The 18,076-nt window shown below is 52.2% G+C and carries 17 protein-coding genes and 1 pseudogene; 14 read left to right on the forward strand and 4 right to left on the reverse strand.

Going from position 1 to position 18,076, the window contains the following annotated elements:
- Position 1 precedes the first annotated feature (1 nt).
- The 11 genes and pseudogenes from mltG to B3Z23_RS18315 all read left to right on the forward strand — a co-directional run.
- Positions 2-1,006, forward strand: a pseudogene (mltG, locus tag B3Z23_RS18265) (endolytic transglycosylase MltG); the annotation flags it as partial.
- 208 nt (positions 1,007-1,214) lie between these two features.
- Positions 1,215-1,847 carry a dTMP kinase gene (tmk, locus tag B3Z23_RS18270; protein WP_294912751.1) on the forward strand — a complete coding sequence of 211 codons (633 nt, stop codon included), beginning with the start codon at positions 1,215-1,217 and terminating at the stop codon, positions 1,845-1,847.
- On the forward strand, positions 1,847-2,827 hold the full coding sequence (gene holB / locus B3Z23_RS18275) for a DNA polymerase III subunit delta' (RefSeq protein WP_294912753.1): 981 nt from the start codon (positions 1,847-1,849) through the stop codon (positions 2,825-2,827). The genes tmk and holB overlap by 1 nt, the downstream gene beginning before the upstream one ends.
- A gap of 29 nt (positions 2,828-2,856) precedes the next feature.
- Positions 2,857-3,654 carry a metal-dependent hydrolase gene (locus tag B3Z23_RS18280; RefSeq protein WP_294912756.1) on the forward strand — a complete coding sequence of 266 codons (798 nt, stop codon included), beginning with the start codon at positions 2,857-2,859 and terminating at the stop codon, positions 3,652-3,654.
- A gap of 279 nt (positions 3,655-3,933) precedes the next feature.
- Entirely contained in the window at positions 3,934-4,284 is a 351-nt protein-coding gene (hinT, locus tag B3Z23_RS18285) for a purine nucleoside phosphoramidase (RefSeq protein ID WP_294912758.1), read from the forward strand.
- A gap of 17 nt (positions 4,285-4,301) precedes the next feature.
- Positions 4,302-4,670, forward strand: a complete 369-nt coding sequence (locus B3Z23_RS18290; protein ID WP_294912760.1) for a YcfL family protein — start codon at positions 4,302-4,304, stop codon at positions 4,668-4,670.
- Between the two features lie 10 nt (positions 4,671-4,680).
- On the forward strand, positions 4,681-5,292 hold the full coding sequence (gene lpoB / locus B3Z23_RS18295) for a penicillin-binding protein activator LpoB (protein ID WP_294912763.1): 612 nt from the start codon (positions 4,681-4,683) through the stop codon (positions 5,290-5,292).
- The gene (gene thiK, locus B3Z23_RS18300; RefSeq protein ID WP_294912764.1) at positions 5,273-6,100 is read left to right on the forward strand and encodes a thiamine kinase; all 828 of its coding nucleotides are present in this window, start codon (positions 5,273-5,275) and stop codon (positions 6,098-6,100) included. Before lpoB ends, thiK begins: the two co-directional genes overlap by 20 nt.
- 37 nt (positions 6,101-6,137) lie before the next feature.
- Positions 6,138-7,181: a beta-N-acetylhexosaminidase gene (nagZ, locus tag B3Z23_RS18305; protein WP_294912766.1), complete on the forward strand. Its 1,044-nt coding sequence runs from the start codon at positions 6,138-6,140 to the stop codon at positions 7,179-7,181.
- 291 nt (positions 7,182-7,472) lie between these two features.
- Positions 7,473-8,777 (forward strand): NAD(P)/FAD-dependent oxidoreductase, encoded by a 1,305-nt coding sequence (locus tag B3Z23_RS18310; protein ID WP_294912768.1) that lies wholly within the window; start codon positions 7,473-7,475, stop codon positions 8,775-8,777.
- Between the two features lie 224 nt (positions 8,778-9,001).
- Positions 9,002-9,544, forward strand: coding sequence for a glycine zipper 2TM domain-containing protein (locus B3Z23_RS18315; RefSeq protein WP_294912770.1), 543 nt, complete (start codon positions 9,002-9,004; stop codon positions 9,542-9,544).
- 42 nt (positions 9,545-9,586) lie between these two features.
- On the opposite strand, the gene mfd is transcribed toward B3Z23_RS18315, so the two are convergent.
- Positions 9,587-13,030: a transcription-repair coupling factor gene (gene mfd, locus B3Z23_RS18320; protein WP_294912772.1), complete on the reverse strand. Its 3,444-nt coding sequence runs from the start codon at positions 13,028-13,030 to the stop codon at positions 9,587-9,589.
- Positions 13,031-13,326: 296 nt separating this feature from the next.
- Between mfd and lolC the strand changes: the two genes are divergently transcribed.
- From lolC to lolE, 3 genes are read left to right on the forward strand one after another with little or no spacing between them, the layout of a single operon-like run.
- Positions 13,327-14,526 carry a lipoprotein-releasing ABC transporter permease subunit LolC gene (gene lolC, locus B3Z23_RS18325; protein WP_294912774.1) on the forward strand — a complete coding sequence of 400 codons (1,200 nt, stop codon included), beginning with the start codon at positions 13,327-13,329 and terminating at the stop codon, positions 14,524-14,526.
- Positions 14,519-15,223, forward strand: coding sequence for a lipoprotein-releasing ABC transporter ATP-binding protein LolD (gene lolD, locus B3Z23_RS18330; protein ID WP_294912776.1), 705 nt, complete (start codon positions 14,519-14,521; stop codon positions 15,221-15,223). Before lolC ends, lolD begins: the two co-directional genes overlap by 8 nt.
- Positions 15,223-16,467 (forward strand): lipoprotein-releasing ABC transporter permease subunit LolE, encoded by a 1,245-nt coding sequence (lolE, locus tag B3Z23_RS18335; protein ID WP_294912778.1) that lies wholly within the window; start codon positions 15,223-15,225, stop codon positions 16,465-16,467. The genes lolD and lolE overlap by 1 nt, the downstream gene beginning before the upstream one ends.
- Before the next feature lie 157 nt (positions 16,468-16,624).
- Here the strand turns inward: lolE and B3Z23_RS18340 are convergent, their stop codons facing one another.
- Genes B3Z23_RS18340 through B3Z23_RS18350 form a run of 3 tightly spaced genes read right to left on the reverse strand, consistent with a single transcriptional unit; the run spans position 16,625 to position 17,979 of the window.
- Entirely contained in the window at positions 16,625-16,753 is a 129-nt protein-coding gene (locus tag B3Z23_RS18340; protein ID WP_294912781.1) for a hypothetical protein, read from the reverse strand.
- Between the two features lie 37 nt (positions 16,754-16,790).
- Complete coding sequence (locus B3Z23_RS18345) at positions 16,791-17,063, reverse strand: hypothetical protein (RefSeq protein WP_294912783.1); 273 nt, start codon at positions 17,061-17,063, stop codon at positions 16,791-16,793.
- Positions 17,026-17,979: a sulfonate ABC transporter substrate-binding protein gene (locus B3Z23_RS18350; protein ID WP_294912785.1), complete on the reverse strand. Its 954-nt coding sequence runs from the start codon at positions 17,977-17,979 to the stop codon at positions 17,026-17,028. The genes B3Z23_RS18345 and B3Z23_RS18350 overlap by 38 nt, the downstream gene beginning before the upstream one ends.
- Positions 17,980-18,076: the final 97 nt, after the last annotated feature.

Genomic DNA, 18,076 nt, shown 5'->3' on the forward strand with positions numbered 1-18,076 from the left:
CATGCAAAAAAAAATAAAATCGACACTGGCTACAGTGATTATTGTTGGAGCAATAGTTGGCGGCGGTATCTGGAAAACCCGGCAATTTGCCGGCTCGCCGTTATTAATCACAGGGCAGACGATTTATACCCTCCCGGCAGGTACCGGGCGGGTCGCTCTGGAACAACAACTTGAACAACAGAAAATTATTCCTGAAAGCTTCTGGTTCAGTTGGCTGCTTAAGGCCGAGCCTGAACTGGCTCGATTCAAGGCCGGAACATACCGGCTGGAACCCGGAATGACGGTCAGGGGTTTACTGCAATTGCTTGCCAGTGGTAAGGAAGCTCAGTTTCCGGTACGTTTTATTGATGGTCAGCGCCTGAGTGAGTGGCTGAAGACCTTGCGGGATGCACCTTATCTGAAACACGAACTGCCGGATGACCAGTTGTCAACCGTTGCCAAAGCACTGAAATTACCTTCCGATGATTCTGAAGGCTGGTTCTACCCGGATACCTATCTTTATACCGCTCATATGAGTGATATAGCATTGCTGACTCAGGCACATCAGCGGATGGAAAAACTGGTGGATCAGGTATGGGCGCAGCGCGCCCCGGGTTTGCCCTATACCGACAAAAACCAGTTGGTCACTATGGCGTCGATTATCGAAAAAGAGACGGCTCTCAGTGATGAACGTGAAAAAATTGCCTCAGTGTTTGTCAACCGGCTACGGCTGGGGATGAAACTGCAAACCGATCCGACGGTGATCTACGGAATGGGCGATAACTATCATGGCGTTTTAACCCGTAAGGATCTTGAAACCCCCACGGCATATAACACCTATGTCATCCCGGGTCTGCCCCCTGGGCCGATAGCGATTCCGGGCAAAGCCTCTCTGGAAGCCGCGGCACATCCGTTAACCACCCGGTATCTTTATTTTGTCGCCAACGGCAGTGGGGGGCACACTTTTTCTACTAATCTCGCCAGCCACAATCGGGCAGTTCAGGCCTGGCGGACACTGGAAGATAAACAGACCACGGCTTCACCAGCACCGATGGTGGAAAAAAGTACCACACAAAAAACTGAGCCGCAGGCTGCCGGCGACGGGAAATCATTAACTTCCGGGACAACCCGTGATAACGTTTCTGCCGGCAGCGATCCTCAGAAAACTACGTCCGCTGATGACAGCCGGCAAACCGATTCCCTGCCGGCGGCTGGACAGGATAAGAAAACTATAAATGAAAAATAAATTTATTGTTATTGAAGGGCTTGAAGGCGCAGGGAAAACTTCGGCTCGCGATTTATTGCTGGAAATACTTGCACAACACGGTATTACGGATGTGGTACTGACCCGTGAACCGGGCGGTACGCCGTTAGCCGAACAATTACGTACTCTGATTAAGCAGGGTGTCAGTGACGAACCGGTGACCGATAAAGCGGAATTACTGATGCTTTACGCGGCACGGGTTCAACTGGTGGAAAATATTATCAAACCGGCACTCTGTCGGGGGGCATGGGTGGTAGGCGATCGCCATGATCTTTCTTCCCGTGCCTACCAGGGCGGAGGTCGTGGGTTCGATCAACAACTGATGGATACACTGCGTCAGGCAGTACTGGGTGATTTTAAACCGGATCTGACTCTGTACCTGGACGTAACCCCGGAAATTGGATTACAACGTGCCCGCAGCCGTGGCGAACTCGATCGTATCGAACAAGAGTCACTGGATTTTTTCCGTCGTACCCGGGCACGGTACCTCGAAATTGCAGCCACCGATTCGACGATTCGTACCATTGATGCTACCGGCACGCCGCAACAGGTGAGAGCGGCATTAACCGAAACCCTCACCCACTGGCTGACGGAAAACTGCTGATGCAATGGTACCCGTGGCTTAATGCCCCTTATAAACATATTATTAGTCAGCATCAGGCCGGAAGGGCACATCACGCCCTGTTAGTTCAGTCTTTGCCCGGAATGGGGGACAGCGCCCTGGTCTGGGGTGTGTCGCGCTGGCTGATGTGTACCCGGCCGACAGGCGTAAAGAGCTGTGGTCAGTGTCATGGTTGCCAGTTAATGGCTGCCTGTAATCACCCCGACTGGTATTCCCTGACCGCAGAGAAAGGAAAATCTTCGATTGGTGTTGATGCCATACGACAGGTCACCGATAAACTTTATCATTTTGCCCAGCAAGGTGGCGCTAAAGTCATCCATATCCCTGTGGCAGAACAGTTAACCGAAGCGGCAGCTAACGCATTGTTGAAAACACTCGAAGAGCCCCCTGCGAATTGCTGGTTCTTTCTCAGCACCCATCAGCCTTCTGGCTTACCTGCAACCTTACGCAGCCGTTGTATGACACTGCACCTGTCGGTCCCCGCAGAACAGCAGAGTCTGCACTGGCTGACGGGACAGACGACTCAGCAGGAGCCTGATACATTGACAGCACTCCGTCTGGCGGGGGGAGCCCCGGCGGCTGCGCTGGAAATGCTGACCGGCAGTCACTGGCAACAGCGCAACAAACTGTGCCAGATGCTGATTGAGTCGCTACCGGATAACACCCTGGCGCTGCTTCCGTTACTCAGTCAGGATGACGTGGCTTTGCGTATACACTGGCTGATGGCCTTGCTGCTGGATGCGGTCAAATATCATCAGCAGAACCCGCGCTGGATGACCAATATCGATCAACAACCATTAGTCGCAAAACTGGCCGCACTGATGCCGGTAGCTGTACTGCATCATAGCCTGAGTCTGTGGATGCAATGTCGTCATCATATTCTTGAAACCCCATCCGTAAATCATGAATTGTTAGTCACTGAAGCTTTGCTGGACTGGGAACAGTCCTTTCATGCGGGCTGAAAGGCGTTAAATAAGTAAGAGAGCAGATTATGTTTTTAGTCGATTCCCATTGTCATCTTGATTGTCTGGATTATGAAAAAGAACACAGCAATCTGGACGATGTGATCAGTAAGGCTGCCGGGCAGGATGTCCGTTTTATGTTGGCTGTGGCAACCACCCTGCAGGGATTCACCGGACTGAAAGCGCTGGTTAATCAACGGCCGGAAATCGCGCTGTCATGCGGGGTGCACCCGCTGAATATGGAACAGCCTTACCAGCAGGAGACCCTGTTGCAACTGGCTGCTGACCCACAGGTGGTGGCACTGGGTGAAACCGGTCTGGATTATTTTTACCAGAAGGAAGTTGAACAGCAGCGGGAACAACAGCTCTCGTTTCGTCAGCATATTCGGGTCGGACGGCAACTGAATAAACCGGTGATTGTCCATACCCGGGATGCCAGGGAAGATACTCTGGCGTTACTGCGTGAAGAGAAAGTTGAAGAGTGTGGCGGTGTGCTGCACTGTTTTACTGAAGACCAACAGACTGCGGCACAACTGCTGGATATGGGCTTTTATATCTCGTTTTCCGGAATTGTCACTTTCCGTAATGCAGAGCAGATTCGTGAAGCTGCCCGCTATGTTCCACTGGACAGAATCCTGGTGGAGACTGACTCTCCGTATCTGGCCCCTGTACCACACCGCGGTAAACCCAACCAGCCGGCGTATACCCGCGACGTGGCAGAGTATATGGCGGAACTGAAGGGGGTGGATATCGATACCCTGGCACAGCAGACAACAGAAAACTTTTCACGCCTGTTCCATATTCCGATGGACAGATTGGGGGCCTGAGTCTGGCCGCTACGGGGCCTGTACTGCCCGGTGAATGATGAAGAAAAATCTGCCGGCCCCCGGATTGCTGACTAAGCTTGTCTGTGCAGGGTGAGCAGAATTAGCGCGTTGCACGCATAAGAACCACTGTCATTTCCCCGGGGTACCAGATTTTAATGGCCTTACCCTGAGGGGATAATGTAAAGTTGTACAACGACTTACCGCTGATTGCCGGGTTTAAATAGCTCGGGTCAGGGAATAAGATCTCTATTGCTGTTACTTTTATCAGGAAATCAGTTCATGGCCGAAGAAACTATTTTCAGTAAAATTATTCGCCGGGAAATTCCCGCTGATATCGTCTACCAGGACGAACTGGTGACCGCATTTCGCGATATTTCACCCCAGGCGCCTACCCATATTCTCATCATCCCTAATCAGTTAATTCCCACCGTAAATGATCTGAGCGCAGAGCATGAACCTGCCCTGGGCCGTATGATGACGGTAGCTGCTTCCATCGCGAAACAGCAGGGGATTGATGAAGATGGCTATCGGTTAATCGTTAACTGCAACCGTCACGGCGGTCAGGAAGTTTATCATATCCATATGCACCTGCTGGGTGGCCGCGCGCTTGGGCCAATGTTATCCCGTTAAGTTTATGGAGGGGTCAGATGCGTGCAGGTCTGTTATATCTACCGCTGGTACTGCTGCTGACCGCATGCAGCAGCAGTCAGCCACAGATCAGTATTTCACAGCCGTTGGTGATGGAATCAGATGTGTTATCGGCGGGTATTACAGCTGACGGGCCTAAGCTCAGCAGCGACAGTGGACAGCAAAAAGCGACTGTCATTCTTTATAATGATCGTGACGTTGCGGTAACGTTACATTATCGTTATTACTGGTATGATGACAAAGGACTGGAAATTCTGCCGGAACAGTCAGCCGAAACCGTGGTTGTGCCTGCACACCAGAGTCGTGAAGCGGTCTCCTGGTCGGGAAATCTGAGCGCAAGTCAGGTACGTGTATCCCTTTATCTCTGAGGATGTTCAAGTGATTCGCAGCATAAAATTCAGTATTCCGTTATTATTTGCGTTTGTTTTGTCCGGATGTATGGTTAATCAGACACAAAAACCGGCACCGGTTGAACAGGCGCCTCAGCCGGAACAACCGGCACCGGTTATTGGCGCACAGCAGCCGCCACCGCCACCTGTGACTCAACCTCAGCCGGTGCCAGAACCCCCTAAGCTGAAAACCATCAACTGGCAATCCAGTGTTCAGCCATTAGTTAACCAGATGATGAACACCCAGGGGATTACTCCGGGCAGTGTGTTACTGGTGGATCGCCTGAAAAACAGTACCAACGGGTCGATTCAGAGTGCAAATGCCGATCTGGCGATTCACCAGGCGTTGCAGAGCAACAGCAAATTTACTCTGGTGACAACCGCACAGCTAAATCAGGCTAAGCAGGCACTGGGTCTGTCTCCGCAGGATAGCCTCAATTCACGCAGCAAGGCTATTGGCCTGGCCCGTAATTTGAATGCACAATATGTTTTGTACAGTACGGCGCATGGTGATGCCAAAGCTCCCCAGCTGCAAATGCAACTGATGCTGGTACAGACCGGCGAAATCGTCTGGACCGGCAGTGCCAGCGTCGCCAATTGATCCCTCGCTGTTACAACTGATCCGCCAGTCTCAACCGGCAGAGGTTTCTGCCGGTTGTTTATTACCCCTGTCCGGATTAAGCCATCATTCTTTCAGGATTGTTTTACCACAACAAAACCTGCTGGCAAGGCAACAGCCTGACTTCCCCATACCCTTTGTTGATCGTCGGCGTGAGTATCGGGTGCTGAAAAAACTCTCGGCCGCTGGCGTGGTTAAGCGGCCTGTGGGGTATAATCAGCACTGGTTATTATTAAGCTGGCAACCCGGAGAAACTCTGACCCGTCAGGAATTTACTGAATATTTACGGCCGGTTTGCAAGGCTTTGGCCAGTCTGCATCATCAGCCACTGACCGGCTATCGTTTGTCGCTAACCGCCTTACTGGAAAAGTACTGGCAGTTATGCCGTCAGAAGACGCATCACTGGTTACAGTTCTGGCAGCGTCTGAAATCACAGGGTGAACCTCTGCCGTTACGCCTGGCGCCGCTACATATGGATATTCATGCGGGGAATGTAGTAAAGGATAGTCAGGACTGTCGCTTTATCGACTGGGAATACACTGCTGACGGTGATATTGCCCTTGATCTGGCAGTGATATGCCTGAATGATTCGGCGAATGAAACGCAGTGGATTGACTACTATGCCGGGATTGCCGGGCTCAAGCCGGAACGACTGTCACGCCAGGTGAGCCGTTGGAAACCCTGGCTGAAGTTGCTTATGGCCTGCTGGTATCAGTTACGGGCCGAACAAACGGCCAGCCCACAGATGCAGACGTTGGCCCGCCAGTACTGGCAAAATTTATCATTTTGAAAATAATGCTTCATCGCAAGGACACAGGAACAGCACTATGACGACTTCTATCCCGGGACCACTGATGCTGGATGTGGAAAGCTACGAACTGGACGGCGAAGAGCGTGAGTTATTACGCCACCCGCTGACCGGGGGAGTGATCCTGTTCAGCCGTAATTATCATGATCCCCGGCAGCTTGAAGAACTGGTTCGTCAGATTCGTGCCGCCTCTCATACCCGTCTGGTGGTGGCTGTTGACCAGGAAGGGGGCAGGGTGCAGCGCTTTCGTGACGGATTTACCCGTCTGCCGGCAATGCAGTCATTTTCAGCGCTGAGTGAATCAGTGCATCAGGCAGGATTACTGGCCAGAGAAGCGGGCTGGCAAATGGCTGCTGAGATGACTGCGATGGATATCGACATAAGTTTCGCGCCGGTGTTGGATATTGGCCATATTAGCGCCGCCATCGGTGACCGTGCATTTCATGAAGACCCGCGGATAGCATTACCCGTAGCAGAACAATTTATTGCCGGTATGCATGAGGCTGGAATGAAAACCACCGGTAAGCATTTCCCCGGACACGGTGCAGTCCAGGCTGACTCCCACAAAGAAACGCCGGTTGACCAGCGTGATGCACAAACCATTCGTCAGCAGGATATGGCTGTTTTCAGTCGACTGATCCACGATGGTAAGCTGGATGCTGTCATGCCGGCTCATGTGATTTATCCGGCCATCGATCCAATGCCAGCCAGTGGATCGCCGTACTGGCTGAAAAATGTGCTACGTCAGGCGTTGGGGTTTGACGGGGTGATATTCTCCGATGACTTATCCATGGAAGGGGCCGCGGTGATGGGCAGTTATACCGAACGGGCTCAACAATCCTTATCTGCCGGCTGTGATGTGATTCTGGTCTGTAATCACCGGCCAGGCGTAGTGGCCATTCTTGATAACTTACCGGTGACTTCAGCAGAGCGGCTGACCCGGCTTTATCATCGTGGTCGCTTAAGTGACGCAGAGCTTCGTCAACACAGTCGCTGGAAAGAAAATCATCAGCAACTTTCACAATTACAACTGCGCTGGCTGGAACAAAAACAAGCAGTTTAACCGCTCATCCGGCCCGGTATCCTCGCCGGGCCACCGTCAGGTCTTTTGCCAGCCCTTATCGTCTGTCGATTAATCTGTTTTCTTTCTGCATTCCTGATTTTTTTTGCGCCACCCTCGCCGCGGGTTCTGGCGGCACAATCGTGCAAAATTGATCCAGATCATTTTGATAGGAACCCGTTACCCGGTCGTGTTATCCTGATTTTAGTAACTATTAATCGGGGATAACCCTATGTTAGCAAAGGTTTAATTTAACCGTTTGTTAACTTCGGAATCACAAATCAGGGGGTATGGTTGACTACTTCTGTGCAAAAAATCATCATTGTGGGTGGCGGTGCCGGCGGACTGGAACTGGCCACTCAGCTTGGTAACAAGCTGGGACGTCACAAAAAAGCAGAAATTACGCTGGTAGATCGTAACCAGACTCACTTGTGGAAACCGCTGTTGCACGAAATTGCGGCGGGCTCTATGGATGAAGGTATCGATGCTCTTAGCTATCTGGCACATGCACACCATCATCATTTCCGTTTTCAGTTAGGGACTCTGACGGAAATCGACCGCGAGAATAAAGCAATTCAGCTGGCTGAAATTCGTGATGAGCAGGGCAATCTGTTAGTGGCAGAGCGCAGTCTGAATTACGACACGCTGGTCATGGCGATTGGTAGTTCATCCAATGATTTCGGTACTGCCGGAGTTAAAGAGAACTGCATTTTCCTGGATAACCCGGCTCAGGCGAGGCGTTTCCATAATCAGATGCTAAATCTGTTTCTCAAATACACTTCCGGTCAGCAAACCGATCATAAGGTGAATATCGCGATTGTTGGCGGTGGCGCGACAGGCGTTGAATTGTCGGCTGAACTGTATAACGCGGTTAAAGAGCTGCACAGCTACGGCTATGAACAGCTGAATAAAGAAGCTCTGAATGTCACGCTGGTTGAGGCGGGAGAACGCATTCTGCCGGCACTTCCACCACGTATTTCTGCTTCGGCACAACAGGAACTCCAGAAACTTGGGGTGAAAGTCCTGACGCAGACCATGGTGACCAGTGCCGGGCCTGAAGGGCTGAACACCAAATCCGGTGAATTAATCAATGCTGACCTGATGGTATGGGCCGCAGGGATAAAAGCCCCTGATTTTATGAAAGAGATTGCCGGCCTGGAAACCAACCGCATCAATCAGCTGGTTGTGACTCCGACCTTGCAAACGACGCGGGATGAAGACATTTACGCGATTGGTGACTGCGCCTCCTGCGCATTACCCGAGGGCGGATTTGTGCCGCCACGGGCTCAGTCCGCTCACCAGATGGCTTCCTGCGTACTGCATAATATTCTGGCACGGCGTAAAGGCAAGGCACAGAAAGAGTATGTCTACAAGGATCATGGCTCGCTGGTGTCATTGTCCCGCTTTACTACGGTGGGCAGCCTGATGGGTAACCTGATGCGCGGCTCTATGATGGTAGAAGGGCGAATTGCCCGGATGGTGTACATTTCTCTTTATCGTATGCATCAGATTGCATTGCACGGTTATTTTAAAACCCTGCTGATGATGCTCTCCGGCAGTATTAACCGGGTGATCCGTCCTAAACTAAAACTGCATTAATTGCTGTCTGTCGCCCCGGACTCAATTTCCGGGGCCGCTTAAGAAGCTTCTCAAAATCATCCTTAGTCGACCTTCTCCCTGTGTTTTTTCCGTTTGTCTGATGGTCTCAGAAATCTGCTTCTGGGAAACTGCCGCACATCAGGCGAGGCACGCACGCCGTCAGTAGCATACTGATAGTTAGATTAATTTCATGCGTGGTTATCAGATAAGTCAGGAGGAACCCTGTGAATAAATCAATGCTCGCAGGTATCGGTATAGGCGTAGGCGCTGCGCTTGGAGTGGCTTCGGTAGCGGGAGTCAGCGCTTTTCATCGTGGACCAGAGTATGCCCAGGTGGTATCAGCGACTCCTATCCGTGAAGTGATTAAAAATCCACGCCAGGAATGTCGTGATATTCAGGTGGTTCACCGTCGTCCGGTTCAGGATGAAAATCGACTGACTGGTTCAATCCTGGGTGCCGTGGCAGGTGGAGTGCTGGGACATCAGTTTGGCGGAGGGCATGGTCGTAGTCTGGCGACCGTCGCCGGGGCTGTAGCCGGTGGCTACGCCGGTAATCAGGCCCAGGCAGGGTTACAAAACCGTGATACTTACACCACGACTCGTCAGCAATGCCGTACCGTGTATGACAAACAGGAGAAAACCCTGGGCTATGATGTCACCTATAAAATTGGTGACGAGCAGGGTAAAGTCCGGATGGATAATGCCCCCGGACCCCGTATTCCACTGGATAATAACGGACAGCTCATTATTAATAGTACCCGTAGTTAACTCATTCAGCCGGTTTCCCCCGCGTCGCGGGGGACGGCAATGTTACAGGCGATGTTCCTGCATCTGTTGCAGTAACCCGGTGACCCATTCCATCCGCTGTTTTCTCTCAGCCAGATCAACAGTGAAGCGTAATTTCACCGGACCTTCCAGTTTCCATTGCTGCGGCGCGCTTTGCAGTAATCCAATGAGCCAGCCAGGGTCAACATGGTTTTTCTCTGAAAATTCGATGTAGCCACCTTTTTCACTGGCCTCAATTTTACGGATACCGATGGTTACGGCCTGTTGACGTAACAGGGCAATATCCAGCAGGTTACGTGCCGGGTCCGGAAGTAAACCAAAGCGGTCGATCAACTCAATCTTCAGATCCTGAATGTCATTGTCGCTGGCAGCACTGGCAATCCGTTTATAAAACGACAGACGGGTGTTGACGTCAGGAATAAATTCTTCCGGCAGCAGGGCTGGCATACGCAGTTCTACTTCGGTCTGCTGACTGGTCAAATCTTCCAGAGAGGGTTCACGACCGGATTTCAGTGCCTCTACAGCATTCTCCAGCAATTCCATATACAGTGTGAAGCCCAGAGTCTCCATCTGACCACTCTGGTCCTCTCCCAGAAGCTCCCCGGCACCACGAATTTCCAGGTCGTGAGTCGCCAGCGCAAACCCGGCGCCCAGGTCTTCGAGCGAAGCAATCGCTTCCAGTCGCTTGGCTGCATCACTGGTCATGGCTTTTGGATGAGGTGTCAACAGCCAGGCATAGGCCTGGTGATGAGATCGACCGACCCTGCCACGGAGCTGGTGCAACTGCGCCAGACCGAAATGGTCGGCTCGTTCGATAATGATGGTATTGGCGCTGGGAATATCGATGCCGGTTTCGATAATGGTGGTACAGACCAGCACATTGAAACGCTGATGGTGAAAATCATTCATCACCCGTTCCAGTTCCCGCTCCCGCATCTGTCCATGACCAATTCCCACCCGGGCCTCCGGGACCAGTGTCGACAGCCTTTCAGCTGCTTTGCTGATATTTTCTACGTCGTTGTACAGATAATATACCTGGCCGCCACGCAGGATTTCCCTGAGGATGGCTTCCCGCACCACCAGTTCATCATATTCGCGGACAAAGGTTTTCACCGCCAGTCGGCGGGCCGGGGGTGTGGCAATGATCGACAGATCCCGCATTCCACTCATCGCCATATTCAGAGTTCTGGGGATAGGGGTCGCGGTCAGCGTAAGAATATCCACATCCGCACGCATGGCTTTAATACGCTCTTTGTGTCGTACCCCAAAACGGTGCTCTTCATCGACAATCAGCAAGCCAAGATCCTGCCATTGCAAATCACTCATCAGCAGTTTATGGGTGCCAATCAGGATATCAATTTTTCCCTCACTGGCCTGTTGCAGTATCTGGTTTTGTTCTTTGGTGGTACGAAAACGGGATAACATTTCGATACGGATAGGCCAGTCAGCAAACCGGTCACGGAAATTGTCAAAATGCTGCTGAGCCAGCAGAGTGGTCGGCACCAGCACGGCCACCTGCTTATGGTTTTCCACCGCCAGGAATGCCGCACGCATCGCCACTTCTGTTTTACCAAAGCCAACATCACCACAGACCAGCCTGTCCATCGCCAGTGGCTGACACATATCACTCAGCACGGCATTAATCGCCTGAGCCTGATCTGTCGTGGTCTCGTACGGAAAGCTGTCACAGAATTTCTGATACAACTCGCGATTATGTTTAAACGCAAAGCCAGTTTTAGCTGCACGCTGGGCATAAATATCCAGTAACTCAGCAGCCACATCGCGAACTTTTTCTGCGGCTTTTTGACGGGCACGGCTCCAGCTGTCGCTGCCCAACCGGTGTAACGGAGCATTTTCGTCCGCTCCCCCGGCATAGCGGCTAATCATGTGCAGCGATGAGACCGGCACATAGAGATTGGCATCCCCGGCGTAAGTCAGCATCAGATACTCTGCCGTGACACCGCCGGTTTCTAACGTCGTCAGCCCGGCATACCGGCCGACCCCATGTTCAAGATGGACGACCGGTTGCCCCGGGTGCAGTTCCGCCAGGTTACGAATCAGCACATCCGGATTGATGGTCTTACGATTGTCCTGACGACGTCGTACTACCCGTTCACCTAATAAATCTGTTTCGGTGATGACCGCCCGCTGCCGGGTATGGTCGATAAATCCGGTTTCAGCCGGACCTGTCATGAGATAGTGGCCAGGCTTATCCGCATCGGCCAGACGCTCTATCTCTACAGGGCGTATTTTAATTTTGGTCAGTTGTTCCTGAAGCCTTTCCCGCCGTCCCTGACTCTCGGCCGAGAAAATAATCGCACCGCTGAAAGACTCAGTGAATTTACGTAGTGCTTCCAGCGGACTTTTAGCCTGAGCCTGCAAACTAATTTCCGGCAACGGGCTGTAGGCCAGATTAGTATTGGCGGCTTTTTCGGTCAGCGTCTGCGCCGACAAGCGCACCAAAGGCCACTGTTTTAGTGCCGACATCAGTGAGTCCGGACGTAACCACAAACTCTCCGGAGGCAGTAACGGGCGCAACGGGTCAACCTTGCGATTTTCATAGCGTTGTCCGGTATCCTGCCAGAAACGCTCGCTGCCAGCCTGCAGGTCGCTGCTACACAGCAACAGTGTATTGGCTGGCAGGTAATCGAATAATGGCTGCAGTTCACCGGTGAAAAACAGTGGCTGCCAGTATTCTATCCCTACCGGCAAACTGCCCTTACTCACCTGCTGGTAGATATGGCCTGCATCGCGCAATACATCAAAATGTTCCCGCCACTGGCTGCGGAACAGTTCAATTGACTGTTTATCGGTAGGAAATTCGTGAGCCGGTAACAGATTGATCTCGTCAACTGCATCCAGTGTCCGTTGGCTGTCAACATCAAACAACCGCAGACTGTCGATTTCATCATCAAAGAAATCGATCCGGAAAGGCTGTTCACTGCCCATCGGGAACAGATCCAGCAGAGCCCCTCGGATGGCGTATTCCCCATGCTCCATTACCTGGTCAACGTGCCGGTAACCGGCCTGGTCCAGTTGTTCACGCAGTAAATCTCGCGACATTTTTTGGCCGCTTTTCATTACCAACGCATGGCCCTGAAGGAACTGATGCGGGCATACCCGTTGCATCAGAGTATTCACCGGCAGAATCAGAACGCCTCTCTCCATGGAAGGCAAATGGTAGAGGGTAGACAGACGTGCGGAAATAATGTCCTGATGTGGCGAAAAACTGTCATAGGGGAGAGTTTCCCAGTCAGGCAAATGGCTGACCGGCAGAGCGGTAAACTGGCGAATTTCATCCTGTAAATGCAAGGCTGTCTGCATATCACTGGTGATCAGAAGTAACGGACCGGGATGACGTTCTGCAATGTCTGCGCACTCTGCGGCAAGGGCCGTACCTGTCAGTTGGCCAAGTTGACGGTGATCACCGGCTTTGACTGGCAGGGAGTAATTTGTCTTATCTGACATGGGGATAAATATTCTCTCCAAAATTTCCAGGCAGCTATAATTTCACATAAACACATATGATTCATCTGCCTTGATAAATTTTCCTGTGAATCTTCGGGAAAAGTGAAAAGCAGGGTTCAGGGCAGGGAATACTTCGCCACTGAGCGAAAAACGAACGCCCTGGCCCGTTTTTTATCCGTCTCTGCGGATAATCAGATAACTTTACCTTTCAAACCGGAGGTCAGAGGTTTTCATAACCGTCTGGCTCCATTATCATCCACCTACTGAATTTCAGGCAACCGTCCGGGACGGATTTAATGTACCAACCCGTAGCTCTGTTTATTGGTCTGCGTTATATGCGTGGACGTGCATCCGACCGCTTTGGTCGCTTTGTTTCCTGGCTATCCGCCATAGGTATCACTTTAGGCGTTCTGGCGCTGGTCACGGTACTGTCGGTGATGAATGGATTTGAACGCCAGCTGGAAGGCAATATTCTGGGGCTGATGCCACAGGCGTTGATCACCAGCGACAGCGGTAGTATTAATCCACAACAAACTCCGGCGTCTGGCCTTGGATTGCAGGGCGTTTCACGGATAGCCCCTCTGACGACAGCGGATGTGGTGCTGCAAAGTGCCAGTAGTGTGGCCGTCGGTGTCATGTTGGGTATTAATCCGGATGAGAAGGACCCGCTGTTACCTTATCTGGTTAACGGTTCTGCCAGCCAGCTTCAGCCGGGCAGTTATCACGTGATACTGGGTGAGCAACTTGCCAGTCAACTGGGTATCCGCACCGGCGACACACTGCGCTTAATGGTTCCGTCGGTCAGTCAGTTCACCCCCGTCGGCAGGGTACCCAGTGAACGTATTTTCACTGTGGTCGGGACTTATGCCGCGGACAGCGAAGTCGACAGCTATCAGATTCTGGTGAATCAACAGGACGCGTCCAGGGTGATGCATTATCCGGTGGGTAATATCACTGGCTGGCGGTTATGGCTTAACCATCCATTGGATGTGGACAGCCTTAGCCAGCAGACTCTGGCGCCGGGCCTGCAATGGAAAGACTGGCGTGAGCGTAAAGGCGATCTGTTCCAGGCGGTACGGATGGAGAAAAATATGATGGGGCTGTTATTGAGTCTGATAGTGGCAGTGGCTGCCTTCAATATTGTGACTTCTCTTGGCCTGCTGATTATGGAAAAACAGGGTGAAGTGGCGATTCTGCAAACCCAGGGGCTGACCCGCGGGCAAATTATGAGCGTATTTATGGTGCAGGGCGCCAGTGCCGGGATTGCAGGGGCACTATTAGGCACTCTGTGTGGCGTGTTACTGGCCAGCCAGCTTAACCATCTGCTGCCGGTACTGGGGTTGTTTCTGGATGGTGCCGCACTGCCGGTAGATATTAATCCGACTCAGGTAGTTGCCATCGCGGTGACTGCAATGATTGTTGCATTACTGGCGACACTTTATCCTTCATGGCGCGCTGCCGCCGTACAACCCGCCGAGGCATTACGCTATGAATAATCCGTTACTTTTACAATGTGATCAGTTATGCAAACGCTATCAGGAAGGTAACCTGCACACCGACGTATTGCGAAATGTCTCGTTTACCCTGCAACCGGGAGAAATGGCGGCGATTGTCGGCAGTTCAGGGTCGGGGAAAAGTACTCTGTTGCATCTGTTGGGGGGGCTGGACTCCCCTACGTCAGGTGATGTGCTGTTTAAGGGCCAGTCACTAAATCAGATGTCATCCTCAGCCAAAGCTGAACTGCGTAACCGCGAACTGGGGTTTATTTATCAGTTCCACCATTTGTTGCCTGATTTTACGGCACTGGAAAACGTGGCCATGCCGTTACTGATTGGTAAAAAGAACAGCAGTGAGGCATTGCAGCGTGCTACAGAGATGCTGGCTGCGGTGGGGCTGGAAAAACGTGCCAGTCACCGCCCGTCTGAATTATCCGGCGGAGAACGTCAGCGGGTAGCGATTGCCCGTGCGCTGGTCAACCGGCCCAGTCTGGTGATGGCCGATGAACCTACCGGTAACCTCGATGCCCGCAATGCGGATGCTATTTTCCAGTTGTTGGGTGAACTCAACCAGATACAGGGCACTGCTTTTCTGGTGGTGACTCATGATCTGGCGTTGGCCAAACGTTTGAATCGTCAAATGGAAATGCGTGACGGGCAGTTAACGGCGGAAGTCACCCTGACAGGAGCCTTGTAATGATTCGTCCGTTATCCCTGCAGCTGGCATTACGTTTTAGCCGCGGGCGTCGTCGTGGCGGCATGGTTTCTCTGATATCGGTGATTTCGACGGTCGGTATTGCCCTTGGGGTGGCGGTGCTGATTATCGGACTCAGTGCGATGAATGGCTTCGAACGTCAGCTGAACGAACGTATTCTGAGTGTGGTACCTCACGGCGAAATAGAACCGGTGAATCAGCCATTCAGCCAGTGGCAACAGTTGATTGCTCCGATAGAAAAGGTGCCGGGAATTGCGGCTGCAGCTCCCTATATTAATTTTACCGGACTGGTGGAAAGTGCCAGTAAATTACAGGCTCTGACGGTTCGTGGTGTCGATCCTAAGCAGGAACCGCGACTGAGTGCCTTACCGAAGTTTGTTCAGGGTAATGCCTGGGCAGGGTTTAGTGCCGGTAAACAGCAGATCATTCTCGGCGGTGGGATTGCCAAAAGTCTGTCGGTGAAGGCGGGTGACTGGATAACCATTATGATCCCGAACAGTGATGGTAAGAATCATCTGCTGCAACCTAAACGTATCCGTTTACAGGTGGAAGGTATTCTGCAACTAAGTGGCATGCTGGATCACAGCCTGGCACTGGTGCCGTTGGCCGATGCTCAGCAGTATCTGGATATGGGCGACAGCGTGACCGGAATTGCGTTGAAAATGACCGATCCGTTTCAGGCGGTGAAGGTGGTCAGAGCGGCCGGAGAAGTGACCCACAGCTACGTATATATCCGCAACTGGATCAGCACTTATGGCTATATGTATCACGATATCCAGATGATCCGCGCGATTATGTATCTGGCCATGATTCTGGTGATAGGTGTTGCCTGCTTTAATATCGTCTCGACACTGGTCATGGCGGTGAAAGACAAGAGCAGTGATATTGCGGTACTACGTACCCTGGGGGCGGGGGATAAACTGATCCGTACTGTCTTTGTCTGGTACGGTTTGCTGGCGGGTATGGCCGGCAGTATTCTCGGGGTTGTGGCCGGCGTGCTGGGTGCTCTGAATCTGACATCGATGATTCGTGGGCTGGAAAAACTGACCGGCCATCACTTCCTGTCCGGTGATATCTATTTTATCGATTTCCTTCCCTCAGAACTTCACTGGATGGATGTCTGGTCAGTGCTGATCACTGCCATTATCCTCACCTTGCTGGCCAGTTGGTATCCGTCTCGTCGTGCCAGCCGCATCGATCCTGCCCGGGTGCTGAGCGGCCAGTAACCTCAGTGGCCAGTATACACTGGCCACTGACTGATTTTACTTTACCCGGCAGGGCTAAGGCTCTGTCGGGCTACTCACTCCCAGTGCCTTCAGGAGTTGCTGCCGGTAAATCTCATGTTGCTCCGCTTGCCTGGCCGTATGCTGGCCGATAGCGATTTCAAGTGAGATTCCCCTGGTCCTGAACAATCAGCCGTTGAGCCAGGGCAATAGCTTCATCCACATCATCGGTGACCAGCAGAACTGTCAGATGGTATTGGTGACAGAGGTGACGTAACAGTCCCTGCATGTTTAATCGGGTCAGTGCATCCAGAGCACCAAAAGGTTCATCCGCCAGTAAAAGGCCGGTTTCCGGACCAGCGCTGCCCGCTGCTGTTCGCCTCCGGAGAGATCTGCTGACCAGTCGCGTTCTCTGCCCGCCAGACCGACCTCAGCCAGCACCTGCCGATGCCTGCCAGAGGATCAGTAGCAGCAGTGGCCGGGTGTGCGCCACGGCAGAGTTGTCCGTGGCGGAGTAAGATTTCGCCGGAGAAGCGTACTCCTGCCGGCGGTGGGTAATTATTATTGTTTGTCTGCTGACCAGAGTGCAGTGCGGACATTAACGCTCACCGGTATGACTCCCGCACGTTTGAGTGTATCTGCCAGTGTCTGCTGTTCGGCAAATACTGCCGGAGTCATACGGCTGGCGCCGAAAGGAATTCGTTTCAGCGCTGTTATCCAGATGGCTTTTGACAGACCGGTAGAACCGGCCAGAACGGTAGCGGCCTGGTCCTGATGTTGATTAGCCCAGTCGCTGGTGGATTGTAATTCAGTGATCAGTTGTTTCGCGGTCTGCGGATAGCTGTCGGCAAATTTTCTTCCTGCCAGGAAGAAGGTGTAGTGGGGCACCAGACCGGTGGCATTACTGATTTCCCGTGCCCCGGTATGGGTTTCCACTTCAGCCAGGAACGGGTCCCAGATAACCCAGGCATCGACAGATCCGCGCTGGAAGGCAGCCCGGGCATCACCAGGAGCCAGATAGACCGGGGTAATATCCTGGTAGGTCAGTCCGGCTTTTTCCAGCGCGGCAATCAGCAGATAGTTGACATCTGAACCTTTATTCAGTGCTATCCGTTTCCCTTTGAGATCGGCGACCGTTTTAACTGATGAACCTGCGGGCACCACAATGGCTTCAGATTCCGGATTGGCAGGGGAATGAGCCAGGTAAACCAGGTCGGCCCGGGCTGCCTGAGCAATCACCGGCGGTGCATCACCGGTGGCGGCGAGATCGATACTGCCAACATTCAGGCCTTCGAGCATCTGTGGACCTGCAGTAAATTCAACCCAGTGCACACGAATTCCCTGCTGTGCAAAATCTTTATCGAGAGTGCCACGATATTTCAGCAATGCGAAAATATTGGCTTTCTGATAACCAATATTGACAACTTTGGGCAGATTGTCCGCCCGGGTAGCGGCAGGCAGCAATAAGGCTGCTAACAGAGTGGCTGATAACAGGCCGGATAGAGTGTATTTCATTTTATTTTTCCTGAGTAAATAAAGCGGTCAGACAGATCACAGGAAAAACATAACAAATACGAAGTCACAGTCTTAATACAATTAAATCATTAAGTTA

Origin of the sequence: Tatumella sp. UBA2305 (assembly GCF_002345795.1) — a bacterium.
GTDB lineage: Bacteria > Pseudomonadota > Gammaproteobacteria > Enterobacterales > Enterobacteriaceae > Tatumella > Tatumella morbirosei.